Source organism: Paenibacillus sp. FSL H7-0350 (assembly GCF_038593195.1).
Lineage (GTDB): Bacteria > Bacillota > Bacilli > Paenibacillales > Paenibacillaceae > Paenibacillus_AQ.
Genome location: NZ_CP151972.1, coordinates 2738703 through 2764807, shown reverse-complemented (window position 1 = coordinate 2764807; position 26105 = coordinate 2738703). Strand labels below are relative to the sequence as shown.

Sequence of the window (26105 nt, the reverse complement as noted above, 5' to 3'; positions counted from 1 at the left end):
CAGCGGAGCGTCCACCCGAGTGCCCACGTTGATCCTGCTCAAAGTTAACAATGATATTGCCGATATAAGCTGTGAATGTTATCGTTCGGATAGAGCAGGTATATCCGCATAGTTCGGTGGTGTGTTGATGGGCTTTCAGCTTGATATTAAGTCGCTGTTATACTTGTTCATTCTGGGAAATTTATTTTCCGGCCTGATGATTACGTTTTACCGCTACCACTTCCCCAAAGACATTGCCTCCAGTCTATTCATTGCCTCCAAGTGGATTCAGGTGATCTTCTGGAGCTCCATTCTGCTGTGGGACTATATTCCCCATAGAATCGCTGTACCTCTGAGCAATGCGCTCATTCTGGCCGGCGGAGGGCTGGAGATTGCTGCGCTGATGATGATGATGGGCATGCTGGACGGCCGGGCGAAGCTCTATTATCTGGTAATCACGGCAGGGAGCATACTCAGCTTCGTTGTCGTTGCCCTGTTCTTCAACCATCCCAATATACGGGTCGCAACAACCTCGCTATGGGTCATGCTGTTTGTGCTCTACCCAGGCTGCCGCTTGACAGCGAGCCCGGAGCGTTCTCCGCTCCAGAAGATACTCGCCGCCGTATATTATGCGATTGCAGCGGTGATGCTCCTCAGGTCATTTGTTGCGCTGGCGGTGGAACCGGATATGGGCCCGCTGACGGCTAATCCGGCGCAGTATTTATATTATCTCGGGATGTTCCTGATGCTGATTGGAGGGCTTGCCGCCTTTATCCTCCTCTCCAATGAGCATTCCTACCAGAAACTGAAGCGTATCGCTACCTACGACAGCCTGACGGGGATTCTGGGCCGCAGGGCTTTCCTGTTGGAAGCCGAACTGAAGCTGGCGCTTGCCGCCAAGAAGAGTGAATATTGTACCTTACTGCTGCTGGATCTGGATCATTTCAAAAAAGTGAATGATACCTACGGGCATGACACAGGCGATACTGTACTGCAGGATTTCGCGCTCACTGCCGAGAGTACGCTTGCGGGCGGCGACTTGTTCGGACGGGTAGGCGGAGAGGAATTCGCCATTCTGCTGTACGGGCAGGACGCGCAGAGCAGCAGCCATCAGGCGGAAGCGCTGCGGGAGACACTTAAGGAGGCTTCTGTACACAGTCTGCCCAGCGGATATACGGTCAGTATCGGTATAATATCAGTGCTGCCCGAACAGCATACCAGCTTGAACACACTCTACAAGCTTTGTGATCTGGCACTCTATCAGGCGAAGCAAGAAGGCCGGGACCGTGTGGTCAGGGTCCGGGTAGACGAACCTTCGAATACATATCATACATATACATATCGCTAAACAAAGGGGTGGGCATAATGGCAGCCGGCTTGGATTTGAAGACATTGCTGGCTTGTCTTTTTTTCGGCAATCTATTTACGGTTCTGCTTATTCTGGCATACCGGCCCAGTTATCCGAAAGAGAAGACAACCCCGCTGTTCCTGACAGCCAAAATTCTGCAGCTCGCTATTCTGCAGCTGCTGTTATTAGAGGAAATTCAAGATTTTCCATTCGTGCTTCCAAGTATTATTCTCTTGAGCGTGGCTGCAGGAACTGCGGAGATTCTGGCCCTGCTGAAGAAGCTGGAAGCCGATTCCGAACAAATGAAGCAAAGGTATTACGCGCTGGCCGGAATATCGGCGATAGGTTTGCTGCTGCTTTACCTGCTGCATCCGGATGTTCCCCGGCTGATCGCAGCATCTGCGCTAACGGGTGCCATTCTGCTGCTCTATCCGGCTTATCTGTTATCCTGGAAGGTGAGAAAGACCCCGCTGCAGGAAATTACGGGTATGCTGTACGGCGTGGCTATCCTTTCTCTACTCAGTAAGGCCAGCGGCCTGTTCTATCTTTCGCCGGCCGGCTCGATTGCAGCGGCATGGCTGCAGAGCTTTTTCTATGCCGGGATCTATCTGTTGATGTTCCTTGGAACTGCGGGCTTCATGCTGCTCTCCCGGGAACAGTCCTATGCGGAGCTGGAGCGTGTGGCGACGTATGATGAACTGACGGGCGTCTTGAACCGCAGGGCGTTCGTGCTGCGTGCCCAGCCTCTGATTGCTGCCGCCGCGAAGGAGGTGGTGCCCTTCTCGTTCATGCTGCTGGATGTGGACCACTTCAAGCAGGTTAATGACACCTATGGCCATGATACGGGGGACCGGGTGCTGCAGGATTTCGCCCGCAGAATTGAGCGCGAGCTCGGCAGCGGGGACCTCTTCGGAAGATTCGGGGGCGAGGAATTCGCGGTGCTGCTGCACAGGTCGGATGAGGAAGACGGTGAGAGAATAGCAGAGCGGCTGCGCTGCTCGGTGCTTGGTGCGACTGTCGAAGGCATGCCGCTCTCCTATACAGTCAGCATCGGTCTGATTACGATTCTCTCCGGGGAACGCGTGCCGCTTAGCACCCTATACAAACTGAGCGATACCGCCCTATATGAGGCGAAGCAGCGGGGAAGGAACTGTGTAGTCAGGAATTACAGCTATCCGGGCAAGGTGCCGGAAGCCGGTATTTTGACAAAGTAGAAATGGCAGTTAGCTAGCAAGCCGAATGTCAGCGATTCTCCGTTTACCGGGGGACCGCTTTTTTTAGCTATATATGATCCTTCTATTTTTGCTGAAACGGTACAACCTGAATTTGGGTAATAGATCCTAGATGTCCCGGGCCGTCCAGGGCAATTGATCAATGGAAAGTAGGAGAACAAGCCATGAAGGAGCCGTTGCTATTCATTTCCGCAGAGAATCCATATCCGCAGGATAGCGGGGGCAAGCTGAGAACAGGCAATATTCTGAAGCTTCTGCTCGCCAAATATGAGGTGGAGCTTATCACCTATGCCAACCCCAGGAAGACAGGGACGCCGGAGGAACTTCCGTCACTTACGGTACATGAAGTAGAGCGTACGGTCAGCTACCGCAGTGCGCTTCTCCGTTCCCTGTATACCTGGCGGAATTGTTCTTATATGAGCCATGTCGATGTGGACATGAAGGCTAAGATTATAGAGCTCTGCAGCCGGAAGTCCTATGGTCATGTATTTATTTCGCACAGCCTGCTGGGCTGCTGCATCGATATTGTACAGCGCTGCCTGCCTGACACTGTGATCATTACCGATGCGCATAATTTCGAGAGCGGATTGTCTGCACAGCTGGCAGGCGGGAAAAAGGGGATCGCCAAAGTCTATTATTCCCTTAATGCTGTATGGACGCGCCAGGATGAGCTTAAGCTGATGGATAAGACTAATCTGCTGCTGACCACTTCGGAAGAGGATGCTCTGGCCTTCAAGGCACTGGCCCCCAGCCAGTCGCAGAAAGTCCATGTCATTCCCAATTTCATACGCATGGAGGATTACCCGGCCAAGACGCAGTTGTCCAAGGAAAGGTGGATTATTCTTCCGGGTAATATGAACTACTTCCCCAATATTAACGCAGCCCTCTACTTCTACCGTGAGGTATATCCTCTGGTTAAGGCAAGGGTACCGGACATCAAGTGGTATATTGTCGGACGGGATGTGCATCCTGAGGTAGCGGCGCTGGCCTTGAAGGATTCCTCTATCGTCATCACCGGGTATGTGTACAGTGTGGCAGATTATATACGCAAGGCGCAGGTGGTCATAGCTCCGCTCCTGGAAGGCAGTGGGACACGGCTGAAAATTCTGGAGGCCTGGGCGCTGAGGACCCCTGTCGTATCCAGTTCCAAAGGGGCAGAAGGGCTGCTCTATGAGCATTCACAGAATATTATGATTGCCGATGACCCGGTTTCCTTTGCCGATAGTGTGACACTGCTGCTTCAGGATCATGAAAGAGGAGTAGTGCTCGCGGACCGTGCATACGAGACTCTGCTGGAAAATTATGAGGCGGAAAGTGTCAAGGATAAGCTGCTTCGTCTGGTCTGAAGGGATATGGAAGGTAAAAAAATATTTTTCCCCATAAATCGACAACCTTCTCAGGAGGACTGCGTTACTATAGATCTACATCGAAAGTTTCACATTTCTGGGCTGGATGTCATCCGGCCTTTTTTGTTTCGTACACATTCATACACATTTACATAGAACCAAGGAGCTATAGCCATGAGAGAGAGAATGTTGTTCCTTTCCGCCCGGAGTCACACGCCGGAAGACCGGGAGGGAGACATCAGAACAAAAAATTTCCTTGATATGCTGCTGGAGCGGTTTGACATTGATCTGCTGGAGTATTGCCACCACCGCCGCGAGACGCAGATTTTGCGCAGTCCTGCCCTGACCGTGCATCAGGTGAAGCGGCCTGCGTCCACCCGCAGAAGCCTGCTGTTTCCGCTGAACAGGCTCCGCAAGGATGCCTCGGTGATCGGCAATGACAAGTCGCTGCGGGCAGTAATTACCGAGATGTGCAGCCAGCACGACTACAGCCATGTGTTTGTCTCGTATGCGATGCTCGGCAATGGGCTGGATCTGGTCGCCTCACTGCTTCCCGGGGCCGTTATCGTCACAGACGCTCGCCGTGCCGGTGGCATACGGGTGCAGAGCCGGGCGGCTGGCAAGCGGGGAATCAGCACAGGCTACCGCAAACTGAATGATGCGCTGATCCGCCGGGAAGAGCGCCGGTTAATGAACAAGACCAGCCTGCTGCTGGCTGCTTCAGAAGAAGAGGCACTGTCCTTTAAGGCGGTATCCTTTGCTGATGCAGGCAAGGTGCATGTAGTTCCGCCGTACATTGATCTGAGCGAGCCTCCTTATGCGGCTGCCGGAGATACTGTCAAGGATAACTCCATCGTTCTGCACTGGGACATGCATTCCACTGACGGTAAGAATGCAGCACTGCTGTTCTTCAAGAAGGTATATCCGCTGATTCAGGCGGCAGTGCCGGATATCCGCTGCTGCATTATCAGTAGTGAGGTGCATGCAGAGGTCGCAGCTGTCGTCCAGAAGGACTCTTCTATTCTAATCATCAGCGAAGCTATACAGACAGCTGATTATATCCGCATGGCCAGAGCTGTAGTTACCTCATGCTGCGAGGACTGCGGGAGTCAGAGCAGCATTCTGGAGGCCTGGGCCCTCCGTACTCCGGTGGTCAGCAGCCTGAAGGGCTCGGAGGAGCTGATCTGCGAGCCGGGGCGGAATATTCTGCTGGCAGGAACAACGGCTGGCACTGCCGACCATCTGATCAGGCTGCTGACGACGCCGGAGCTTGGCACCATTATTGCGGATCAGGCCCACCGGACGCTCAGCAGGCATTATGCCGCAGACGGAGTGAAGGCGAAGCTGCTTAGTCTGGTGTAAATATATTAAAATAGCATATCTCTCTCGCATCTTTCATATCTTTCAGTATAGAACTGAAGATCGCGAGGTGAGGGTATTGAATAACGGAAGAATGACTTTCCGCTTCGACGGGGACCAGGGCAGGCAGCGGACAGAGAAGGCAGAGCTCCGGGTGGTGAACGAAACCGGTGTTGTTCTTGAGGATAAGGAGACTTACAAGGTACAGCCCGGGGGTGTTAAGGCATCCTCCTATACCAAGGCCGATGAATATATTGTGGATCTGGAGAAGGTGGAGTTGTCCCGGCCAGTAGAGGCAGCTTACATGAAGCCCCCAGGCTCTGGCCGCCGGAAAATGAAAGCTCCTGAGGATAACTATGATTTGGGGCTGTATTCTGTTGTCCGTCCTGCTTCTGCAAGGAATCTATGGGAACAGAGTGAAGATTCGGAGGAGCATTCCTTCTATGGAGGGGCAGATGAAGAAGGACTGCATTCAGCAGATGACTACTACCCGCTGCATGACGATAACCGTGAATCTGCTACAGACAGTTATGATCAATCCGGCGCTCAAGGGGATAGCTACGGCGGCTCTTATCATACCCGCCGTCCCTCGTATTGGTGGAAGTTCGCACTGTCCATAGCTGGAGCACTGGGAACGGGAATTCTGCTCGGATACGCAGCCCTGTCGTTCATCATAGGAGGGACGGGAGAGAACGGTAAACCTGCCGGCAATGCGGCGGTTAAGACGGGAATCACTCAGGGGCAGAAGGCGGCAAACGGCGGTACCCCGGCAGACATAACGGGTGTGCCTGCTGAGCAGTTGGGAGAAGCGGTGATCGCACAAATTCCGGTTCAGGTTGCCCCGCAGACCTATTATCTACTGCAATATGGTGTCTTCAGTACACCGGCAGGAGCAGAACAGGCCCGTCAAGAGCTGCTGACCGCAGGCCTTGCCGCAAGTCTTGACCCGGCAGACGGCAACCGTGTGTACGCCGGATTGTCTCCTGACCGTGAGCAGGCCAAGCTGCTCAGCAATGGCCTCAAGGGTCAAGGAATCGAGCTGTACGTGAGAGAAGTGGCACTGCCAGCTGTGAACCAGGTCCGCTATACCGGAACGGCGGCGGCGGTGGACAGTTATTTCACACTCAGCAGCCAGCTGTTAAGTGAGCTGAGCAGCTTATCTGCTTCCCTGCTTGGCGGGGGGGACAGCGGGAACGCTGGCGGAGAGGTAAGTGATCTCCATATGCAGTGGACCCAGGCGGTCAAGGCGCTGGAGCCGGGCCTGACCCCGGAAGGGCAGAGAATCGCTGACGGGCTGGAGAAATCCATGAGCCAGGGAATAGCCGCCCTGAACGAATACAGCAAGAATAAGGCGGAGGGGCTGCTCTGGGAGGTGCAGGAGGCCATGATGAGCTTCCTGACCGGCCAGAAAAGCCTGTTGTCTGCTATGAGCTGACAGCTGAGGCGTAAAGCGCCGCTGACTATAGACTTAATAAATGCTCCCCCGTACCAGGCGTATGCCCGGCGGGGGATTGCTGTATTTCCAGAGGTAATCCTGTGGTGTGATAAAATCCGCAGGCTGCTTACGTGGTAAACATTCCCTGGATGGATTTTGAGTTTGTATTGCACTCCGTTTCACCGTATAATAATTAGGGTGTCAAAAAATGGCGAGGGAAGACTTGAATGAAGAAGAAAAATGTAGGAACACTGCTGTTATTTCTTATTCTGGGCTGGCTGGCCGGAGCCTGGATTGCCAAGCTGCTGGAACCTGTACAAGCTCTGTCTTTTCTTACAGCTTCGACTGTTCTCAAGTGGTCGCCGCAAGCCGATTTAGACATCATAACCTATGACATCACAATCCATTTGAAACTGTGCCTGCTCAGTCTTGCCGGGATCATTACAGCCGTATGGCTGTACCGCAGGCTGTAGCCTTAGCTGGCAGCATCAGGAAGGGACGTTAATTACAGTGGAGCATGACAATTCGCGGCATATTATTCTGGCCTCAGGTTCGCCGCGGCGGCGTGAGCTGTTAGCCTCGCTTGGCCTGCCCTTTGAGGTGCTGTCCAGCGATGCTGATGAGAGTACGCCGCCTGAATGGAGCCCTGAAGCTATTGTACGGAATCTGGCTCTGCGTAAGGCAGAAGCTGTGATTCCTGTTGCCGGAGACCGGGATGCTGTTATTATTGGCAGTGACACGATTGTTGTGCTTGACGACATGGTGCTCGGCAAGCCGGCGGACGAGCAGGACAGCGCCAGAATGCTGGGCATGCTGCAAGGCCGGACGCATCAGGTATACACCGGGGTGGCCTGCATCGGTTCCGCAGAGGGACGTACCCTGGTAGATCATAGGGTAACCTCTGTAACTATGAGAGCAATGAGCGAAGAGGAAATCTCCGCCTACATAGCGACCGGGGAGCCTGCCGACAAAGCCGGCTCTTACGCGATACAAGGACTGGGCGCCACCCTGGTGGAAGAAATTGAAGGCTGTTATTTTAACGTGGTCGGTCTGCCGCTGTCACTGCTGAGCGGTATGTTGTCCGGGTTTGGCATTTCGGTGCTGAACCGGTAAGGGTAGCCGAAGAAAGAAGGTTAGGGATGGAGTCGCAATCATTTATGCTACGTGACCTCCCCCATGAAGAACGACCACGAGAGCGCATGATGCATTATGGGGCGGAATCATTAAGTCAAGCGGAGCTTCTGGCTATTCTGCTGCGCACAGGTGCGCACCGTGAATCAGCCCTTCTTATCGCCCAGCGGCTCTTGAGCCATGCAGGCGGTCTCCGCGGACTGGCGGATCTGAGCATTGACGAATTGACAACAATCAACGGCATCGGCCCTGCCAAGGCCGTGCAACTCAAAGCAGGCATAGAGCTGGGAAGACGCATGGCGAATTCCCGGCTTACCGAACCGGTCATTATCCGCAGTCCCCAGGACGCGGCGGAGATTCTGACCGAACAGCTGCGTTATTTGCAGAAGGAGCATTTTATCTGCCTGTTCCTGAATACGAAGAATCATGTTATTGCGCAGGAAACATTGTCCATGGGTAGCCTTAATGCCTCCATTGTGCATCCCCGCGAGGTGTTCCGGGCAGCCATGAAATGCAGCAGCGCAGCAATTATATGCGCACATAATCATCCGAGCGGTGATCCTACGCCGAGCCCTGAAGACATCTCCCTGACCACAAGGCTTATGCAAGCAGGCGAGATTGTCGGCATCGATGTGCTGGATCACCTGGTGATCGGAGACAGCAGCTACGTAAGTTTGAAAGAGAAAGGCTACATGTAATACAATTGTCTAGATTCACATGGAAAAGGAGCATACAAGATGTTAGGTGGTTTTACGAAAGATTTAGGAATTGACTTGGGGACAGCGAATACGCTTGTCTACGTGCGCGGTAAAGGAATCGTTGTCAGAGAGCCTTCCGTGGTTGCCATTAATACCGATACTAAGACGATAGAAGCAGTAGGGGAATCCGCCAAAAAGATGATCGGACGCACACCGGGCAACATTCGTGCTATCCGTCCGATGAAGGATGGGGTCATTGCCGATTTCGATACTACGGCAACCATGATTAAATATTTCATCCGCCAGGCCCAGAAGCAGCGCTCGATGTTCCAGCGCCATCCGAATGTCATGGTCTGTGTACCCTCCGGGATTACGGCCGTTGAACAGCGCGCCGTTGAAGATGCCACCAAGCAGGCCGGAGCACGTGAAGCCTATATTATTGAAGAGCCTTTTGCTGCTGCCATCGGGGCAGACCTTCCGGTATGGGAGCCCACAGGAAGTATGGTTGTGGATATCGGCGGCGGGACTACCGAGGTAGCTGTTATCTCGCTCGGGGGTATTGTTACAAGCCGTTCTGTACGTGTGGCAGGGGATGATGCGGATGAGGCGATTATCCAGTACATCAAGCGCCAGTATAACCTAATGATTGGAGAACGCACTTCTGAGCAAATGAAGATGGATGTGGGTTCTGCCCTGCCGCTTGAGAAGGCCGAGACGATGGAGATCCGCGGACGCGATCTGGTAACCGGTCTGCCGAAGACGCTGACCATTACCTCCGATGAAATCTGCGAAGCTCTGTCCGATACTGTGAATGCGATTGTTGAAGCCGTGAAGGTTACGCTGGAGAAATGTCCGCCGGAGCTGGCCGCTGATATTATGGACCGCGGCATTGTGCTTACGGGCGGCGGTGCGCTTCTGCGCAACCTGGACAAGCTGCTGGCGCGCGAGACCGGAATGCCGGTGATTGTGGCCGAGAATCCGCTGGACTGTGTTGCGATCGGCACAGGCAAGGCGCTGGAGAATATCCACTTGTTCAAGAGCCGCAGCAGTTCGGGCCTCCGCTCCAAACGCTAGGAACATGCGGACTGTGAACGTCAACCCCTGAGGTTGGAGAAATACGGTTATTAGAGGGTGCTCGAGATTGTTCAAGCTGTTTAACAATAAACGACTATTTATATTGCTGATTACGCTGGTTACGTTTATCGTTCTGATGGGCTTCAGCCTGGGGCAGAGAAAGACCCTGTCCTGGCCGGAGAACTTCCTCAGAGATACGACCGGATTCGTGCAGAAATTGTTCTACAAGCCCGCTGGATACGTAGCGGGCTTCTTCCAAGATATCGGGACTCTGAATGAGCTGGCCGAAGAGAACAAGCAGCTTAAGATTCTCGCTGCACAGTACGCCCGGGATAAGGCGCAGTTAAATTTTATTAAAGCTGAGAATGAGGGCTACAAAAAGGATCTTAAATTTACGGAAGCCCAAAAAAACATGTATAAATATGAATATCTAATCGCCAATGTTGTCAGTGTAACGACAGAATCAGGCAATAATACCCTTGTCATTGATCTTGGGGAGAAGGATGGCATACGGCTGAATATGTCTGTAACTTCTGTCGAGGGCCTTGTAGGAGTCATAAGTAATGTAAGTAAATTCACCTCTACTGTGAAGCTGATGACAATGATGGATAGCAAAGACCCCAACTCACAGCCTCCTATATCGGCAACCGCTGTTAACAAGGAAGGCAAGACCTTTGGGATGATTGAGAGCTACGACCAGCAGACCGGAAGGCTGATGATGAACAAAATCCCCGTAGGCGATCCGATTGCCGAGGGTGATATGATTATTTCGTCTGGCGGCGGGGGGATGTATCCCCGTGGAATGACAATCGGCAAGGTGGAAGAAGTCAAGGAAGGACAATACGGGTTCACCTCTACAGCGATTATCAAGCCGGCGGCAGGATTCCAGGACTGGAAGGAACTCTTCGTTGTCTATACGGAGGAGCGTGTAGAATAGTGAGGATGCGCAGACCTGTCCTGGTACTTTTGTTATTCATTTTATTTATTCTGGAAGGCACAGTGCTTCCCTGGCTGATTCCTGACGGCTGGCAGATGCGGATTATTCCTAATCTCGTCTTCATCGTCATTCTGTTTGTAACGGTATACCATCACCGGCATACTGCACTTATTCTGGGCTTGTCGTTCGGTATGCTGCATGATGTGGTCTTCTATGGCCGCATACTGGGTGCTCATTCCTTCGCTATGGGTTTATCTGCGTACCTGATCGGGCTGATATTCCAGATTCCCCGCGCTCCGCTGCCGCTCATGATGACAGTGGTGCTGCTGGGCAGTCTGCTGGAGGACAGTATTCTTTTTGCCATTTATAATGTGTTTAATCTAAGCCAGGAGCCATATAATTGGGCGCTCTTGCATTATATGCTGCCTACCATGCTCATTCATTTTGCTGCAGGCCTGCTTGTCTACATTCCGCTCCGGCGACAGCTGGAGCTGCTGAAGAAAGAGACGCTTGATGAGGAAGCTGCCTAAGTGACAGCGGTATTTTCTTATCGCCCAAAGAAGGAGTTTGCCCGGCCCGGCACGAATGAATGAGGATAGGGGGACAGGCATATGACAGTTAAATCCAAGCACGTAAGGATTAAGGGCATCAAGGATGGCCTGGTATTCCTGCTAGACGACAAATGTCCCTTTGAAGATCTCTTAAGCGAGCTTCGCTACAAGCTGGAGCACAGCCATCAAAATATTCTGACCGGACCGATTGTGCATGTGGATATTAAGCTGGGCAACCGTGCTGTTACTGAAGAAGATAAAGAGGCGGTACTGGAGATCCTCAAGAGTCAGGGAAATCTGTTAATCCGTTCGGTTGAAGCTATTGAAGATCCTGAAGAGAAGGATACGGAAGCCTTGTTCATGATGAGCGGAATGCTCCGCTCGGGCCAGGTACTGCATCATGATGGCAATCTGCTGTTCCTCGGTGATGTGAATCCGGGAGGCACGATTACCTGTTCAGGAGATATCTATATTCTTGGAGCACTCAAAGGAATGGCACACGCCGGAATCAACGGTAACCAGGAGGCCATTATTGCCGCTTCTCTCCTAGCGCCTACCCAGCTCCGGATTGCTGAGATTATTAGCAGACCGCCGGATGAATGGGGAACCCGGGAGAGCAGTATGGAATTTGCCTATTTATCAGGCGGTGCTATGCAAATCGACAAAATTCATAATATAGTGAAGTTACGTCAGGATTTAAATGTGTTTAAAGGGGTGTAGCCTCCATGGGAGAAGCGATTGTCGTAACCTCGGGTAAAGGCGGAGTTGGCAAGACAACTACAACAGCCAACATTGGGACCGCACTTGCCCTGCAGGGCAAAAAAGTATGTCTGGTGGACACGGACATTGGACTGCGGAATCTGGATGTTGTCATGGGGCTGGAGAACCGGATTATCTATGATCTGGTCGATGTGGCAGAGGGCCGCTGCCGGCTGAATCAGGCGCTGGTCAAGGACAAGCGCTTCAATGAGCTGTACATGCTGCCCGCTGCCCAGACCAAGGACAAGACTGCAGTTACACCGGAGCAGGTGAAGGATATCATTCTGGAGCTCAAGAAAGAGTACGAATATATTCTGATCGATTGTCCGGCCGGCATTGAGCACGGCTTCCGCAATGCGATTGCCGGTGCCGACAAAGCAATTGTCGTCACCACTCCGGAGCATGCTGCGGTGCGGGATGCGGACCGGATTATCGGTCTTTTGGAGCAGTCATCGGTGGAATCTCCGAAGCTGGTGGTCAACCGGATTCGTCAGACCTTGATCAAGTCAGGGGACATGCTTGATATTGAAGACATTCTGCAGGTGCTTAATATCGATCTGATCGGGATTGTACCCGATGATGAACAGGTCATCCGGGCGGCGAACAACGGCGAGCCCACCGTGATGAACCCGGACTCCTTAGCTGCGATAGCCTACCGTAATATTGCCCGGCGTATTCTTGGCGATGCGGTGCCGCTGATGCAGCTTGATCAGAAGACGGGCGCCTTCAAGAAGTTTAAGAAATTTTTTGGAATGGGCTGAATCCCGGCCACGCACTTATACATGACAATCTTCTGTTAAGAGCCCGCTGCTGAGAAATCACCGGCGGGCTTATTTTTGTTGTGCAGTAACTTGGACAGGGCTTGTTCTAAAGCGGCTTCCGCCACTCATAAAATGGAAGTAAAACAAGCCCGCCGGAGGGATCAATATGAAATACCCGAGAGAGTCCAAGAACCGCCGCAAGAAACGTATACAAAACCTGCTGGAGGAGAAGCCGGCAGCCGGGGCAGCACCAGCATCAGAGCGGTTCCGTCTGCCAGGCAGTCCTCCCTCATTCAGAGAATGGGGGGCTGGCGACAGGAATGAACTTGACTCTTCCTCTGAGCCTGACCCTGAGACGATGTGGAAACAGCAGCGTAATCACTGGGAAGATGGAGATGGCAGGGGACCGGGGCAGGGATTCCGTGCTGGTCTGCTGCGGCGGACGGTGGCCAGTCTGTTGGTCTTCGGCGCTGTATGGGGCATTTTTGCCGTGCAGAAGCCGTGGGCAGTGAAGGCGCAGTACTTTATTACAGACATCCTCAGCAATGATATGGATTTTGCAGCGGCACAGGTGTGGTACGAGGAACATTTCAATGGAGCCCCGTCCTTCATTCCCATTTTCGGAGATGAACAGGTACCGGCGGAGAAGGTGACAGCCGCTCATGAGCTTAGCGCTCCGCTTACAGGAAGCATTGTACGTCCCTTTGCTACTACGCTTAATGGCATTGAAATTATACCGGCAGACGATTCAAGTGCCAGCATCACGGTGAAAAGTGTAGATACGGGCCGTATCCTGGCCGTTTCGAAGGAAGCCCGGGGAGGCATCCGTATTACGGTCCGCCACACCGGGGAGATCACGGCAGAATACGGTCATTTGAGCGGGACACGGCTCGCGGTGGATGACTGGGTACAGAGCGGAGACGAAATAGGCTGGATTCAGGGGATGGAGGATGCCCGGGTCCCGTTGCTATTTTTTGCAGTTATGAAAGACAAGACTTATATTGATCCGGCCGAAGTGGTATCGTTTGATTAGGGTCTGCGGCATTGAATTGTCACTGCATCCGCTCTTCGTGCTGATTCTCATGGTATCCGTGCTTACCGGACAGTTTCTGGAGCTGCTCACCTTGTTCCTGATCGTATTCATTCATGAGCTTGGACATGTATGTGCGGCGCTATTGGCCGGCATTACCGTCAGATCGGTGGAGCTGCTGCCCTTCGGCGGCGTTGCGGTTATAGAGGATCATGGGCGGCTTACGGCTGTCCATGAGATCGGGATTGCCCTGGCCGGTCCGCTGCAGAACGGAATTATGATTCTGATGGCGCTGGCGTTTAAGCAGGTGGAGTATGGAAATATCGCCTATCTGGATTATTTTATCGGAGCCAATGCAATGATCGCTCTGTTCAATCTGCTCCCGGTGCTTCCGCTGGACGGCGGCAAAATCCTTCAGGCAGCCCTGAGTCTGCTGCTTCCGTATTATTACACGCTGCTGTGGACCGGCAGAGTCAGCATTGCGGCCAGCCTGCTTGTGATAGGTTTCGCTCTGCTTCCGCTTGGGAACGGGGATGGTCTCCGGCTTAACCTCCTCATGATCGGAGCGTTTCTGCTCTATTCTAATTGGACGGACCAGCGCAATTTGCCGTATCGGTTTGTCGGGTTTTTGATGAACCGTGAGCGGATTTATGAGCGGTATCTAGTGGCGGAGAACATTGCCCGCCCAATAGTTGCCTCGCTCGCGAAACCTTTGGATGAGATATTGCGTCTATTTAAACGTAACCATTATCATTATATCTATGTGATGAACAACGATAGGGATATCGTAGCCGTTGTGCCGGAGCAGCGACTGATTGCTTCGTATTTCGGAAAGTAACAAGCGAGATTGATTCAAACCAGAGGTGAAGCCATGAAACAAATGATCGTTCACTGTACACAGCATATTACCCGAATGGCACTTCTGGAGAACGGGAGGCTGGTGGAATATGCGGCTGAACGCGATCAGCAGCAGGGTCTGGTCGGGAGTTATTATAAAGGCCGGGTAATGAATGTGCTGCCTGGTATGCAGGCGGCCTTTGTAGATATCGGACAGAAAAAGAATGCGTTCCTATATGTAGACGATGTATTGCATCCCCATCTGGACAAGCAGCCGGCCGTCAAGCCTTCGATTGAGACGCTGCTGCAGCCCGGTCAGGAGATTGTTGTTCAGGTGAGAAAAGAACCGCGGGGCGGCAAGGGCGCGCGGGTAACCACGCATTATACGCTGCCCGGACGCTGGATGGTGTACATGCCCTTTGCCGAATATGTCGGGGTCTCTAAGAAAATATGCCGGGAATCCGAGCGCAGCCGGCTTAAAGGCATAGGCGAGCGGCTGCGCCATGGTGAGGAAGGACTCATTATGCGCACCGTCTCCGAGGATGAGCCGGTGGAGGCCGTGGAGGGAGATCTGGCTTTTCTGCGGGCGCAGTGGGAAGTGATTACCCGGCGTTCCAAGGAAGTGGAGGCACCGGCTCTGCTGCACTGTGATCTGAGCATCGTCCAGCGGTTCATCCGGGATGCCTTCAATCCGCAGCGTGATGAGCTGTTGATTGATTCGGCTAAGGCGGTTAAGGAAGCGGAAGCTTTCCTGACGGATATGGCTCCTGAAGGGTACAAGCCTGTGGGATTCTACAGGGGACAGGAGCCCATTTTCTCTGCTTACGGGGTGACGGATCAGTTGCACAAGAGCTTCAGCCGTAAAATCATCCTCGAAGGCGGCGCTACGCTGATCTGGGACGAGACAGAAGCCTTGACTGTGATTGACGTTAACACAGCACAGTACACTGGCGGGACCAACCTTGAAGATACTGTAACACGGACTAACTTGCTGGCTGCGGAGGAGATCGGGCGGCTTGTCCGGCTCCGGGATACGGGCGGTATTATCATTGTTGATTTCATTGATATGGAGCGGGAAGAGCACCGCAGGCAGGTGACGGACAAGCTGGAGAGCATTATCAGCCGGGACCGGACCAAGACGCATATTCTCGGCTGGACCCATCTCGGTCTGCTGGAGATGACCCGTAAGAAGGCCAGACATGATTCCGCCGGATTTGCCCCGGTAATCTGCCAGTGCTGCGGCGGTACAGGCAAGGTTGGGACTTGGCTGGAGTAGGGAAGTGAAGATCGGAGCCAAAGCTCTATTTTTGTGAGGGGATATTGACTTGGGCTGATATGTATGATAATATCTTCAAGTATGTGTTTGGTTGTTCCATTCCTGCACATGCTGTAACCGCTCCGATCGGGTAGATGAAGCGTAATTCCTCCGGGGATTGCCACCTTGACTAGGCGAGTCTGAGACATGAGGAGGTGCAAGTACAATGTATGCAATTATCGAAACTGGCGGTAAACAATACAAAGTCCAAGAGGGCGATGTTTTGTTCATTGAGAAGCTGGAAGCTGAAGACGGCGCAAGCGTAACGTTTGACCGTGTCTTGGCTGTTTCTAACGAAGGTGGTTTGACTGCAGGAACTCCGCTGGTAAGCGGCGCGTCTGTAACAGCCAAAGTCGAGAAGCATGGTAAGGGACATAAGGTTGTAGTTTACAAATACAAACCTAAGAAGAACTACCACAAGAAACAAGGCCATCGTCAACCGTACACCAAAGTAACTATCGAGAAGATTCAAGCGTAAGAAGGTGCGTTAATGATTAACGTGCGGATTACACGGGCTTCTGCTCAGGGTGTCATTGTCGGTTTTGCCGTCAAGGGGCATGCGGAATACGCAAGGAATGGCAGGGATATCGTCTGCGCGGGTGTTTCGACGGTTACCGTTGGAACTGTGAATGCGATTGAGAGCCTGACCGGAGTGGTTCTGGATACTTCGATGAAGGATGGATTCTTAAGCGGAACTCTAGTTCCCGTGAATGATCCCGAAGTTTCCGCCAAGGTACAGCTCTTGCTGGAATCCATGGTGCTGATGCTCAAGGATATTGCTAAATCCTACAGGAAATATATTCAGATACAGGAAGTCATCATTTGAAGAAGGAGGTTGACAACATGTTGAAATTGGATCTTCAATTATTCGCATCGAAAAAAGGTGTTGGTTCCACAAAGAACGGACGTGATTCCCACTCTAAGCGTCTTGGCGTGAAACGGGCTGACGGTCAAGCAGTAACCGGCGGCAACATCTTGGTTCGTCAGCGCGGAACCAAAATCCACCCGGGCACGAACGTGGGCATCGGTAAAGATGACACACTGTTCGCACTTGTGGACGGCGTAGTGAAGTTCGAACGTTGGGGACGCGACCGCAAAAAAGTGAGCGTGTATCCGGTGGATGTCGCTCCGGTAGCAGCGGCACTGGAAGCGTAAGCTTACGGAACCTATGAAGATGAGAAGCCTCCGGCATCAGTGCCGGGGGCTTTTTTTGAAATTGTTTCAGGGTCCACGCAAAGTACCTGAGTAAGCATCGAAGCTTAAGCCTCACTTTGTGGGGGATTCTGGTGATTGCGGAGAAAGCCTGTGTTATACTGGGAAATGGTGAATATGAAGCAAGATAAGCAGTGCTTACATTGGAATCAATTTTGCGAACCAAGGGACGGGGAGAAAGAATGAAATCCTGGAAAAGTAAGGTCTGGGCAGTCATGTTATCCGCAGTGTTTCCTTTAGGTCTCGTGTATTGGCAAACCTCCCTTTTCACATGCCTGCTGCTCGGAGTCTGGGTAGCCGGAGTGCTTGCATTCAGCTTTGTTTACAACCGGCGTCAATATGAAGAGGAACTGCGTATACAGGAGAACACTCTGCAGCAGGCGGCAAACCGGACACTGAATCATCATCGTCATGACTGGATGAATGATCTGCAGGTGCTTTACGGATATATCCAGCTGGGCAAGCCTGATAAATCCGTACAATGTGTGGAAAGAATAAAGGAGCGTATTGCGCTCGACAGCCGTATAGCCAAGTTAGGAGTGCCTTCCTTGGTATTCTATCTGCAATCCTTCCGTACGTTCAGAAGCAGTCTGGAGCTGGACATACAGGTGGAGGAAGGGCTCCAGCTGGAGGACAAGCTGAGTCCTGAGGTAGGGGTTGAGCTGACTTCAGTAATTATGCAGACGGTCAGGGCGTACCAGTACAGCGGAATAACACAGCATGGAGACACGCGGAAGCTTGAGCTCAGCTTTTCACAGGAGGGAAGGGACATTCTGATCTCTTTCAAAGGTGAGGGAGAGCAAGATAATCCCGAACTGCTTCAGGGGCAAATTTATAATATAGTACAAGGAAAAATCATGAAGGCGGAGCAGGTTCAGCCTGCTAAGGGTTATATGGAACTGCGGTTACCGCTGGAGATGTAAGGAAGGTGAACATTTATGTTCGTAGATAAGGCTAAGATTTATGTAAAAGGCGGCGACGGCGGGGATGGTCTCGTAGCGTTTCGCCGTGAGAAGTATGTACCGGATGGCGGTCCAGCCGGTGGTGATGGAGGCCGTGGGGGAGATGTAATCTTCCGTGTAGACGAAGGCCTGCGTACCCTGATGGATTTCCGTTATCAGCGGCACTTCAAGGCCGATAAGGGAATCAAGGGCCGCAACAGGAGTCAGCATGGGGCGAACGCCGAGCATATGATCGTGCGGATTCCACCTGGAACGGTGTTGATTGATGATGATACCCAGGAGATCCTTGCCGACTTAACCCGTCATGGACAACAGGTTGTAGTGGCCCGCGGCGGCCGGGGCGGCCGGGGGAATACCCGGTTTGCGACGGCGAACAATACCGCGCCGGAGCTGGCTGAGAATGGGGAAGAGGGTCAGGAGCGTTACATCGTCATGGAGCTGAAGGTCATGGCCGACGTAGGCCTTGTAGGCTTCCCAAGCGTGGGGAAATCTACACTGCTGTCGGTCGTATCTGCTGCCCAGCCGAAGATCGGAGCGTACCACTTTACCACCATTACCCCGAATCTGGGTGTAGTGGATGTTGGAGACGGCCGCAGCTTTGTAATGGCGGATCTGCCTGGACTGATTGAAGGCGCGAGTGAAGGGGTGGGCCTGGGACATGAATTCCTGCGCCACGTTGAACGCACGCGTATCATCATTCATGTCGTGGATATGTCCGGCTCGGAAGGCCGTGATCCTTTTGAAGACTGGGTACTGATCAACGATGAGCTGAAGCAGTACAATGCGGCGCTGATTGACCGTCCGCAGATCGTGGCGGCGAACAAGATGGATATGCCTGAATCCGAGGAGAACCTGGCTTCCTTCCGTGAGCGTGTCGCGGAGCTTCGTCCGGACCTTGAGATTATGCCGATCTCTTCACTGACCCGTCAGGGCGTTCAGGAGCTGCTCTACCGTGCTACAGATATTCTTGACAGTATTCCAGTGGCTCCGGTGGTTGAAGAAGTCGCTGGCAAAGAGCGCAAGGTGTATAAGCTGGAAGCGGAAGAGGATAACTCATTCACGATTACCCGTGACAACGAGGCGTTTGTAGTCAACAGTCCGCGGATTGAGCGGATGATTAAGAGAATGCAGCTAAGCACACATGATGCCATTCTTAGGCTGGCCCGTACTTTGCGTCACATGGGTGTGGACGCCGAGCTGCGCAGACGCGGCGCTGTCGAAGGCACAATCGTGCGCATTGCTGATTTTGAATTCGAATTTGTCGAGAACAGCAGCTACTATTAATAGAGAAGCAAGTATACCGGCTGTATCTTCCGAGAGGGGGATGCGGCCTTTTTTAATGGGAGTCAGGTGGGCTTCACAGAGGGTTTAGCCATTTATACTAATAAAGTTTTCTTTATATATCTGGATTAATTTACTACAATCATTATATAAGAGATGTTAAGTTGAATCCAAAGGATGTAATCTGCGTATATCATACATACCTGTCAGGAAAGAGGGAATGGACAGATGGCAATTATTGAAGTAGTCAAATATGACGGACCTCCGGGTGTCTTCGCCTGGAAGTATCCGAATCAGGAGCTGGGGACCTGGACACAGCTGATTGTGAATGAATCCCAGGAAGCTATTCTGTTCAAGGGTGGAGAGGCGCTGGATTCCTTCACAGCCGGACGCCATACTTTAAGCACAGCGAATATTCCGATTCTGTCGAATGTGGTGAACCTGCCGTTCGGCGGCAGGTCTCCGTTCACCGCAGAGATATGGTTTGTGAACAAGCTGAACTCCATGAATGTTAAGTGGGGGACCAGTGCACCGCTTCAGCTGCAGGACCCCAAGTACAAGATCATGGTAGCGGTCCGTGCCTTCGGGCAGTTTGGCGTGCGGATCGAAGATCCCCGCAAATTCCTGCTGAAGCTGGTAGGGACGCTGCCAGTCTTTGATCAGGATACAATGATCAATTATTTCCGCGGCCTGTTGATGTCCAATATTAATGAACTTATTTCTTCTTATCTGGTGCACAAAAAAATCAGCATCCTGGAGATCAACGCCTACGTGGTTGAAATCTCCAAGCATATTCAGGGGCGTTTGTCCTCCTCGTTCCTGGATAACGGTATTGAGCTTAATAATTTTTATATTGACTCGATCAATATTCCCGATGATGATCCGGCAACCCGGCGTCTCAAGGAAGCCTTGGCCAAAAAAGCGGAGATGGACATTATCGGCTTCACCTACCAGCAGGAACGGAGCTTCGATGCTATGGAGGAGGCGGCAGGCAATCCGGGCAATGCAGGCGTGGGCATGATGAATGCGGGACTGGGGCTCGGTATGGGCTTTGGGCTGGCCGGACCTGCGGCTGAGATAGCCACCCGGATGACCAGGAGCATGTCCCTGGACGGCAGTACGGGCAGCCAGCCGGCACCTGCTGCTTCTAAATCCTGCTCGGGCTGCGGAACCCTTAATCCGGCAGACGCACGCTTCTGTACCGGCTGCGGCCGCAGTCTGCAGCCCCCGCCGGAGGCGGAGAATAAGGTATGCCATAGCTGCGGCAAGGCAGTCATCCCTGGTGCCAAATTCTGTCCGCATTGCGGAGAAGGCCTGATCCTGAAGTGCGCAGGCTGTGGGCATGAGCTGAAGTCTGGACAGAAATTCTGTCCAGAGTGCGGTACCAGAGCGGCTAACGGGTGAACGGAATGCAGAGGTCATATACAGGTCTTATCACTGGCATTTATGTTGCTATTCTGGCAGTTACTGCGGGTACCTTCTTCACATTTGGATTCATGGAATCGCTGCTGCGCTTCGTAGTGACACTGCTCGCTATATGTATGGCAGAGACTGTGGTTTACGTATATTGCATGCTATGGCTGCGCCGTGCTCCTGAAGCGGGCCGGACTTCACCGGTATTCATCAGCGGAGCTGTAATTATAGCCTTCTATCTGGCTGCGGTACTTGCTTCGGCTATTCTGCTGGACTGGATTCTGGAGCTGAGTCCGCTCTGGTATGCGGGAGAGCAGTTGCTTATCCTCATTATAGCTGCCCTCGTACTTGCAGCTACAGCCGGGTATGGCTGGAATGCGGCCTTCGGGGAGCGTATTGCTGCGGACGCTTCGCGCAGCCTGCGTAGTCACATGCAGGAGCTGCATGAGATCAGAGGGATTGCCGGCAGCTGGAAGCATCCTGAGGCAGGCAGGCTGGTGGAGCTGATTGAGGCTCTGGAGGAGAAATTCCGCTATAGTGACCCGGTATCAAGACCGGGATTGTATGCAACGGAAGACATCATTAGGCAGCAGATCTCTCTGCTGCATGACCATGTAGCTTTGCTGCTTGTCCTGAAGGAGCTGCCAGCCAGCTGGGACACGGAGACAGAGGAATTAACCGAGAGTATTGCCGGCACGCTCCAGCGGCGTAACCTGGAGCTGGCGGGGCTTAAATAGGAGGAGTAGACAGCAATGGGGATAGGGAATCAGCCGGGCGGACTACTGCCGGGCCGGGAAGGGCAGCCCTCTGATAGTCTGCCTAAGTATGAGCGGACCACTTTTGATGTTGTAACTATCGGCGCCGGGTATTTGTTTATGCCGCTCGGACTTGTGCTTGCGCTGATACGCATAATCACGACCCATTACAAAAATTACCGTAAGGCTGTTAATTATAGTCTTTTATTCCATGCATTTGTAGGAGGGTTCCTGCAAATGATGGGAATTGTCGTAATTTCCATCTTCAGTGATGACGCGATGGACACCACCACATTGATATCAGGTTTGATCTTCGTAGGTTTGGTGCTGCTCCTTCCCGCCTCTGCATTCGCTAGAAGCGCAGCCAAAGCCAGATTCCGCTTCTCGCAGCTCGCTAATCAGTATGTACATCTGATCAGGGTGGAGAGAGTCCGCTATACCGGGAATCTGGCGGACCGCACCGGGCAAAGTGAAGGGGATGTGAACAGAGACCTTCTCTATCTACAGAAGTACGGGGTCCTGGACTCCGGGCTTCTCTTCCATGAGGGAGCGGATGCAGCGCCCCAGGCCCAGGCGGGACAGGCAGCCGCATCGCCTTTCACGCCGCCTGCAGGGCAGCCGTCCTATCAGCAGCCTAGAGCGCAGCAGCTTCCGAAATCGGTACGCTGTCCCGGCTGCGGGGCACAGAATACAGTAGCTCCCGGCCAGTCCACTAGCTGTGATTACTGCGGGACGACCATTGCTTACGGCTGAACGAGCGCGGCAAATATAACATTTTTTTGATTTCTGCAAGTGAAGGCTGTTCCTCCTAGATTGTAGGGGGGACAGCCTTTTCCGAAATATAAGCATTTATATGTTTCACGCTATAAATGATCTTTCTATTTCTCGCTGAACCGGTACCGTCCTTTTAAAAGGACGGCGAAGCCGTTTCCACTTGCTTGTTTGCAGAAAGTTATTGCAATAAAAGCCTTCAATCCCGTATAATGTCCACTATGTACATACAAAAGTCTTTGGGGTGAGGACGTTCGTGAAAGAACGCTATTATTTGGTCCGGGAGGACATATTGCCCGATGCGGTGCTGAAGACCATGCAGGTCAAACAGCTGCTGGAAGCAGGAGATGCCAAAACCGTACACGAGGGCGTGGAACAGGTTGGGCTTAGCCGCAGTGCTTTTTATAAATACAAAGATGGGATACACTTAATTCATCAGCTGGAGCGCGAGCGCATTGTGACGATCTCGATTGATCTGGAGCACGAGTCGGGCATGCTGTCCAAGGTGCTCGGTTCTGTGGCTGTTCACGGGGCGAATGTGCTGACAATCCATCAGAGTATCCCGCTGCAAGGGCGGGCTAACGTGGTGATCTCTGTCGAGATCTCCCATCTGAATGAAGAGCTGGGCGACTTGCTGGACAGTCTCAAGGCAATTCCCGGTGTGAAGCGTGCGTTAATTATTGGTCAGGGGTGAGAATACGAATGAAGCCGGTTAGAGTAGGTCTGCTGGGTCTGGGTACTGTGGGTACGGGCGTTGTCCGTATTGTGGAAGGAAATCAGGAGGATTTGAGCAGCCAGGTGGGCTCGCCGATCCTTATTGAACGTATTGCCGTGAAGAATACAGAGAAGCCGCGTGATATCGAAGTGGATCCGTCCAAGATTACCGATGATCCATGGGCCGTTATCCGTGACCCGGAGATTGATGTGATTGTTGAGGTCATGGGCGGGATCGCAGGCACGAAGGAGTACATTCTGGAGGCACTGGAGCGCGGCAAGCATATCGTAACAGCCAATAAGGACCTGATGGCCCTGCACGGCTCGGAGATTCTGGCGAAGGCGCAGGAGAAGCAATGCGATGTGTTCTATGAGGCAAGTGTGGCGGGAGGTATTCCGATTATCCGCACCCTGATTGAAGGTTTTTCCTCGGATAAGATCATGAAGATTATGGGGATCGTGAACGGGACAACCAACTACATTCTCAGCAAAATGAGCCAGGAAGGTGCGTCTTACCTCGACGTACTGCAGGAAGCGCAGGAGCTGGGGTATGCCGAGTCTGATCCGACCTCCGATGTGGAGGGGCTGGATGCGGCCCGCAAGATGGCCATTCTGGGCACGCTGGGCTTCCGGACCAATGTGGAGCTGAGCGATGTCAGTGTAAGCGGAATTTCCGGCGTCAGCAAGGAGGATATAGCTTTTGCCAAACGGCTGGGGTACGAGATGAAGTTGCTCGGAATCGCTGAACGCCAAGATGAAGCATTCAGCATTAGCGTTCAGCCGACGATGATCCGTACGAACCACCCGATTGCCTCCGTGAACGGCGTGTTTAATGCGGTATATGTATATGGTGAAGCTGTAGGGGAGACGATGTTCTACGGTGCGGGGGCAGGGGCGATGCCTACGGCAACCTCGATTGTGGCGGATCTGGTGGCGGTTATCAAGAATCTGAAGCTGGGTGTTAACGGGCTTAAGCAGATTGTGCCGTACAAGCAGAAGAAGCTGAAGAGCGACGAGGATATCTATTACAAAAACTTCTTGCTGCTCCATGTCGATGACAAGGCCGGTGTGCTGGCGAAGATTACTCAAGTGTTTGCCGAATATGATGTCAGTCTGGATTCCGTAGTGCAGCAGGCCAATACTAATAATCCGGATGCAGAAATCATTATTGTAACGCACAATGCCAGCAAGGCGAGTATGAATAAAGTAATGCGGCATTTAGAGCAATTGAACGTCATTCACCGCATCAAAAGCCATTACCGTGTAGAAGGTTAAATATCGCAGGCGTCCATGGAACATTGGGCTTGCGCGCAAATATAATGAAGGAGATTTACCCGCCATGAGTATTTACGGAAGGTCTAGAGTGAAGGTCCCTGCCAGTACCGCCAATCTCGGTCCGGGCTTCGATACGCTGGGCATGGCTCTGTCGCTGTATGCCTGGATTGAAATGGAGGAAGCGGCTGAAACGGTGTTTCATCTGTATGGAGATGAGATGGCTGGTCTTCCCCGGGACAAAAGCAATCTGCTCTACAAGGTTGCGCAAATGGTCTTTGCAGAGGCCGGGGTTCAGGTTCCGGAGTTGTCCATCTCCATGTATTCGGCAGTCCCGCTGACCCGCGGGCTTGGCAGCAGTGCTTCGGCCATTATTGGCGCGCTGGCTGCGGCGAATGCTATGATAGGTTCACCGCTGAGTCAGGCGAAGCTGTTCGATATGGCTACAGCGATCGAGAAGCATCCCGATAATGTTGGAGCCTCGCTCTTCGGGGGAATTATTACGGCCGTGTGGGATGGCGAGCATGCCGATTATATCCGGATCGAGCCTCCTCGGGAGCTTGAAGTGCTTGTGGTCATCCCTGAATTCGAGCTGGAGACTGTCAAGGCAAGAGGCGTGCTGCCGGCGGAGGTTACAATGAGCGATGCTGTCCACAACATCAGCCGTACCTCACTGCTCACCGCAGCGTTAGCCGCAGGACGGCTGGACCTGATGGGTACAGCGATGCAAGACCGGCTCCATCAGCCCTACCGTGCACCGCTGGTACCGGGGATGGAGAAGCTGCTGGCTGAAGCTCCGGGCCACGGCGCGCTGGGGATTGCGCTTAGCGGTGCAGGCCCGACTCTGTTATGTATGGTGGACCGCAGCGAGCAGCGGAAGCAGGAGCTGGAGCTGTTTTTGACTGAGACCATGCAGGAGAACGGAATCTCTGCCCGTACCGTATGGCTGTCCCCATGCACCACAGGTGTCACGGCAGAGCTGCTTGAAAGAAACGGGATGCAAAACGAATCATTTTTGGATATGATAAAAGGAGAATTACAGTCATGAAATCGATAGCGTTATTGCCTCAGGGCTCCGTCTCGCATGAAGCGCTGCTGCATTTATTTGGCGGTAACCCTGTTCATCTGGAGCATCATAAGCTCATCTCCGATGTCTTTCTGTCCACGGCCGGCGGAGTCACTGATTACAGTGTCATTCCGATTGAGAACACGATAGAAGGCTCGGTCAGCCTGCATATCGACTGGCTCATTAATGAAGTGAACCTGCCAATGCAGGCGGAGTGGATTTTTCCGTCGATACAGAATCTGATCAGCTGTCCGCAGGAATTCACGAAGGAGAACGGGGACAAGGATTATACGAAGATTGTCAAAATCTTGTCCCATCCGGTGGCTATGGCGCAATGCACGCAGTTCATCCGTAAGGCTATGCCCTGGGCTGAGCTGGAGTCTGTGGGAAGCACCTCTGAAGCGGTGGAGATTGTAAAAGGCAATCCCGGCAAAGGCTGGGCTGCTATCGGTACGGCGCTCGGAGCTGCTACACACGGGCTGGAGGTTGTGGAACGCCAGATTACAGATCATAATAACAATTACACGCGGTTTGTCCTGGTGGGCCCGCAGCAACTGGAGCTTCCACAGAAGAGCAGTGGAGACAAGACGAGTATTCTTGTTACGCTGCCCGAGGATTTCCCTGGTGCACTGCATCAGGTGTTGGCTGCTTTTGCCTGGCGTAAGCTGAACTTGTCCCGTATTGAATCACGGCCGACGAAGAAGAAGCTGGGTACTTATTATTTCTATATTGATGTGCTGGAACCGATAGAATCGGTACTCCTCCCGGGTGCGATTGAAGAGATCAAAGCCTTGGGCTGTCAGGTACGGATTCTGGGGTCCTATCCCACATACACCTATGAGGAAGAGAAAGCGGAGGTGCAGTAAG

At 52.7% G+C, this 26105-nt stretch carries 28 protein-coding genes; all 28 read left to right on the top strand.

Going from position 1 to position 26105, the window contains the following annotated elements:
- Positions 1–127 precede the first annotated feature (127 nt).
- Positions 128–1327: a GGDEF domain-containing protein gene (locus NYE24_RS12655; RefSeq protein WP_342478791.1), complete on the top strand. Its 1200-nt coding sequence runs from the start codon at positions 128–130 to the stop codon at positions 1325–1327.
- A gap of 17 nt (positions 1328–1344) precedes the next feature.
- A complete protein-coding gene (locus NYE24_RS12650) occupies positions 1345–2541 on the top strand; it encodes a GGDEF domain-containing protein (protein ID WP_036698961.1) in 1197 nt (398 codons plus the stop codon).
- 182 nt (positions 2542–2723) lie between these two features.
- Positions 2724–3905 carry a glycosyltransferase family 4 protein gene (locus tag NYE24_RS12645; RefSeq protein ID WP_342478790.1) on the top strand — a complete coding sequence of 394 codons (1182 nt, stop codon included), beginning with the start codon at positions 2724–2726 and terminating at the stop codon, positions 3903–3905.
- Positions 3906–4079: 174 nt separating this feature from the next.
- Positions 4080–5267, top strand: coding sequence for a glycosyltransferase (locus NYE24_RS12640; protein WP_342478789.1), 1188 nt, complete (start codon positions 4080–4082; stop codon positions 5265–5267).
- A 76-nt stretch (positions 5268–5343) separates the two neighbouring features.
- On the top strand, positions 5344–6699 hold the full coding sequence (locus NYE24_RS12635; RefSeq protein ID WP_342478788.1) for an SPOR domain-containing protein: 1356 nt from the start codon (positions 5344–5346) through the stop codon (positions 6697–6699).
- 227 nt (positions 6700–6926) lie between these two features.
- Positions 6927–7172 (top strand): DUF4321 domain-containing protein, encoded by a 246-nt coding sequence (locus NYE24_RS12630; RefSeq protein WP_036698966.1) that lies wholly within the window; start codon positions 6927–6929, stop codon positions 7170–7172.
- Positions 7173–7209: 37 nt separating this feature from the next.
- The gene (locus tag NYE24_RS12625; protein ID WP_341167254.1) at positions 7210–7812 is read left to right on the top strand and encodes a Maf family protein; all 603 of its coding nucleotides are present in this window, start codon (positions 7210–7212) and stop codon (positions 7810–7812) included.
- Positions 7813–7838: 26 nt separating this feature from the next.
- Entirely contained in the window at positions 7839–8528 is a 690-nt protein-coding gene (gene radC, locus NYE24_RS12620) for a DNA repair protein RadC (RefSeq protein ID WP_342478787.1), read from the top strand.
- Between the two features lie 39 nt (positions 8529–8567).
- Positions 8568–9602, top strand: a complete 1035-nt coding sequence (locus NYE24_RS12615; RefSeq protein WP_342478786.1) for a rod shape-determining protein — start codon at positions 8568–8570, stop codon at positions 9600–9602.
- A gap of 67 nt (positions 9603–9669) precedes the next feature.
- Positions 9670–10539, top strand: coding sequence for a rod shape-determining protein MreC (gene mreC, locus NYE24_RS12610; protein ID WP_342478785.1), 870 nt, complete (start codon positions 9670–9672; stop codon positions 10537–10539).
- On the top strand, positions 10539–11069 hold the full coding sequence (gene mreD, locus NYE24_RS12605) for a rod shape-determining protein MreD (RefSeq protein ID WP_083678233.1): 531 nt from the start codon (positions 10539–10541) through the stop codon (positions 11067–11069). Before mreC ends, mreD begins: the two co-directional genes overlap by 1 nt.
- An 81-nt stretch (positions 11070–11150) precedes the next feature.
- Positions 11151–11810, top strand: coding sequence for a septum site-determining protein MinC (gene minC / locus NYE24_RS12600; protein ID WP_342478784.1), 660 nt, complete (start codon positions 11151–11153; stop codon positions 11808–11810).
- Positions 11811–11815: 5 nt separating this feature from the next.
- Positions 11816–12610: a septum site-determining protein MinD gene (gene minD, locus NYE24_RS12595; protein WP_036698975.1), complete on the top strand. Its 795-nt coding sequence runs from the start codon at positions 11816–11818 to the stop codon at positions 12608–12610.
- A 166-nt stretch (positions 12611–12776) separates the two neighbouring features.
- Positions 12777–13643, top strand: a complete 867-nt coding sequence (locus NYE24_RS12590) for a M23 family metallopeptidase (RefSeq protein ID WP_342478783.1) — start codon at positions 12777–12779, stop codon at positions 13641–13643.
- Positions 13636–14478, top strand: a complete 843-nt coding sequence (locus tag NYE24_RS12585) for a M50 family metallopeptidase (protein WP_342478782.1) — start codon at positions 13636–13638, stop codon at positions 14476–14478. Before NYE24_RS12590 ends, NYE24_RS12585 begins: the two co-directional genes overlap by 8 nt.
- Positions 14479–14511: 33 nt before the next feature.
- Positions 14512–15753: an Rne/Rng family ribonuclease gene (locus tag NYE24_RS12580; RefSeq protein WP_342478781.1), complete on the top strand. Its 1242-nt coding sequence runs from the start codon at positions 14512–14514 to the stop codon at positions 15751–15753.
- A gap of 205 nt (positions 15754–15958) precedes the next feature.
- Positions 15959–16270, top strand: coding sequence for a 50S ribosomal protein L21 (gene rplU / locus NYE24_RS12575; RefSeq protein WP_036698983.1), 312 nt, complete (start codon positions 15959–15961; stop codon positions 16268–16270).
- A gap of 12 nt (positions 16271–16282) precedes the next feature.
- Positions 16283–16618, top strand: coding sequence for a ribosomal-processing cysteine protease Prp (locus tag NYE24_RS12570; protein ID WP_036698984.1), 336 nt, complete (start codon positions 16283–16285; stop codon positions 16616–16618).
- Between the two features lie 17 nt (positions 16619–16635).
- Positions 16636–16947 carry a 50S ribosomal protein L27 gene (rpmA, locus tag NYE24_RS12565; RefSeq protein WP_020429282.1) on the top strand — a complete coding sequence of 104 codons (312 nt, stop codon included), beginning with the start codon at positions 16636–16638 and terminating at the stop codon, positions 16945–16947.
- Positions 16948–17186: 239 nt separating this feature from the next.
- A complete protein-coding gene (locus tag NYE24_RS12560) occupies positions 17187–17927 on the top strand; it encodes a Spo0B domain-containing protein (RefSeq protein ID WP_036698985.1) in 741 nt (246 codons plus the stop codon).
- A gap of 15 nt (positions 17928–17942) precedes the next feature.
- Positions 17943–19250, top strand: a complete 1308-nt coding sequence (gene obgE, locus NYE24_RS12555; protein ID WP_036698986.1) for a GTPase ObgE — start codon at positions 17943–17945, stop codon at positions 19248–19250.
- 225 nt (positions 19251–19475) lie between these two features.
- Complete coding sequence (locus tag NYE24_RS12550; RefSeq protein ID WP_036698987.1) at positions 19476–20651, top strand: SPFH domain-containing protein; 1176 nt, start codon at positions 19476–19478, stop codon at positions 20649–20651.
- Between the two features lie 5 nt (positions 20652–20656).
- Positions 20657–21397, top strand: a complete 741-nt coding sequence (locus tag NYE24_RS12545; RefSeq protein WP_342478780.1) for a hypothetical protein — start codon at positions 20657–20659, stop codon at positions 21395–21397.
- Between the two features lie 15 nt (positions 21398–21412).
- Positions 21413–22168 carry a hypothetical protein gene (locus NYE24_RS12540; protein WP_342478779.1) on the top strand — a complete coding sequence of 252 codons (756 nt, stop codon included), beginning with the start codon at positions 21413–21415 and terminating at the stop codon, positions 22166–22168.
- Between the two features lie 274 nt (positions 22169–22442).
- On the top strand, positions 22443–22880 hold the full coding sequence (locus tag NYE24_RS12535; RefSeq protein ID WP_036698990.1) for an ACT domain-containing protein: 438 nt from the start codon (positions 22443–22445) through the stop codon (positions 22878–22880).
- Between the two features lie 8 nt (positions 22881–22888).
- Positions 22889–24175, top strand: a complete 1287-nt coding sequence (locus NYE24_RS12530; protein WP_342478778.1) for a homoserine dehydrogenase — start codon at positions 22889–22891, stop codon at positions 24173–24175.
- A 64-nt stretch (positions 24176–24239) separates the two neighbouring features.
- Positions 24240–25220, top strand: coding sequence for a homoserine kinase (gene thrB, locus NYE24_RS12525; protein WP_342478777.1), 981 nt, complete (start codon positions 24240–24242; stop codon positions 25218–25220).
- Positions 25217–26104, top strand: coding sequence for a prephenate dehydratase (pheA, locus tag NYE24_RS12520; protein ID WP_036698994.1), 888 nt, complete (start codon positions 25217–25219; stop codon positions 26102–26104). The genes thrB and pheA overlap by 4 nt, the downstream gene beginning before the upstream one ends.
- The last annotated feature ends 1 nt before the right edge of the window (position 26105 follow it).

Excerpts from the sequence above, each read along its gene's own strand:
- NYE24_RS12655 (WP_342478791.1), top strand. The coding sequence starts at position 128 with ATGGGCTTTCAGCTTGATATTAAGTCGCTGTTATACTTGTTCATTCTG.
- NYE24_RS12650 (WP_036698961.1), top strand. The coding sequence starts at position 1,345 with ATGGCAGCCGGCTTGGATTTGAAGACATTGCTGGCTTGTCTTTTTTTC.
- NYE24_RS12645 (WP_342478790.1), top strand. The coding sequence starts at position 2,724 with ATGAAGGAGCCGTTGCTATTCATTTCCGCAGAGAATCCATATCCGCAG.
- NYE24_RS12640 (WP_342478789.1), top strand. The coding sequence starts at position 4,080 with ATGAGAGAGAGAATGTTGTTCCTTTCCGCCCGGAGTCACACGCCGGAA.
- NYE24_RS12630 (WP_036698966.1), top strand. The coding sequence starts at position 6,927 with ATGAAGAAGAAAAATGTAGGAACACTGCTGTTATTTCTTATTCTGGGC.
- radC (WP_342478787.1), top strand. The coding sequence starts at position 7,839 with ATGGAGTCGCAATCATTTATGCTACGTGACCTCCCCCATGAAGAACGA.
- NYE24_RS12615 (WP_342478786.1), top strand. The coding sequence starts at position 8,568 with ATGTTAGGTGGTTTTACGAAAGATTTAGGAATTGACTTGGGGACAGCG.
- minC (WP_342478784.1), top strand. The coding sequence starts at position 11,151 with ATGACAGTTAAATCCAAGCACGTAAGGATTAAGGGCATCAAGGATGGC.
- minD (WP_036698975.1), top strand. The coding sequence starts at position 11,816 with ATGGGAGAAGCGATTGTCGTAACCTCGGGTAAAGGCGGAGTTGGCAAG.
- NYE24_RS12590 (WP_342478783.1), top strand. The coding sequence starts at position 12,777 with ATGAAATACCCGAGAGAGTCCAAGAACCGCCGCAAGAAACGTATACAA.
- NYE24_RS12580 (WP_342478781.1), top strand. The coding sequence starts at position 14,512 with ATGAAACAAATGATCGTTCACTGTACACAGCATATTACCCGAATGGCA.
- rplU (WP_036698983.1), top strand. The coding sequence starts at position 15,959 with ATGTATGCAATTATCGAAACTGGCGGTAAACAATACAAAGTCCAAGAG.
- NYE24_RS12570 (WP_036698984.1), top strand. The coding sequence starts at position 16,283 with ATGATTAACGTGCGGATTACACGGGCTTCTGCTCAGGGTGTCATTGTC.
- rpmA (WP_020429282.1), top strand. The coding sequence starts at position 16,636 with ATGTTGAAATTGGATCTTCAATTATTCGCATCGAAAAAAGGTGTTGGT.
- NYE24_RS12560 (WP_036698985.1), top strand. The coding sequence starts at position 17,187 with ATGAAATCCTGGAAAAGTAAGGTCTGGGCAGTCATGTTATCCGCAGTG.
- obgE (WP_036698986.1), top strand. The coding sequence starts at position 17,943 with ATGTTCGTAGATAAGGCTAAGATTTATGTAAAAGGCGGCGACGGCGGG.
- NYE24_RS12550 (WP_036698987.1), top strand. The coding sequence starts at position 19,476 with ATGGCAATTATTGAAGTAGTCAAATATGACGGACCTCCGGGTGTCTTC.
- NYE24_RS12545 (WP_342478780.1), top strand. The coding sequence starts at position 20,657 with ATGCAGAGGTCATATACAGGTCTTATCACTGGCATTTATGTTGCTATT.
- NYE24_RS12540 (WP_342478779.1), top strand. The coding sequence starts at position 21,413 with ATGGGGATAGGGAATCAGCCGGGCGGACTACTGCCGGGCCGGGAAGGG.
- NYE24_RS12530 (WP_342478778.1), top strand. The coding sequence starts at position 22,889 with ATGAAGCCGGTTAGAGTAGGTCTGCTGGGTCTGGGTACTGTGGGTACG.
- thrB (WP_342478777.1), top strand. The coding sequence starts at position 24,240 with ATGAGTATTTACGGAAGGTCTAGAGTGAAGGTCCCTGCCAGTACCGCC.
- pheA (WP_036698994.1), top strand. The coding sequence starts at position 25,217 with ATGAAATCGATAGCGTTATTGCCTCAGGGCTCCGTCTCGCATGAAGCG.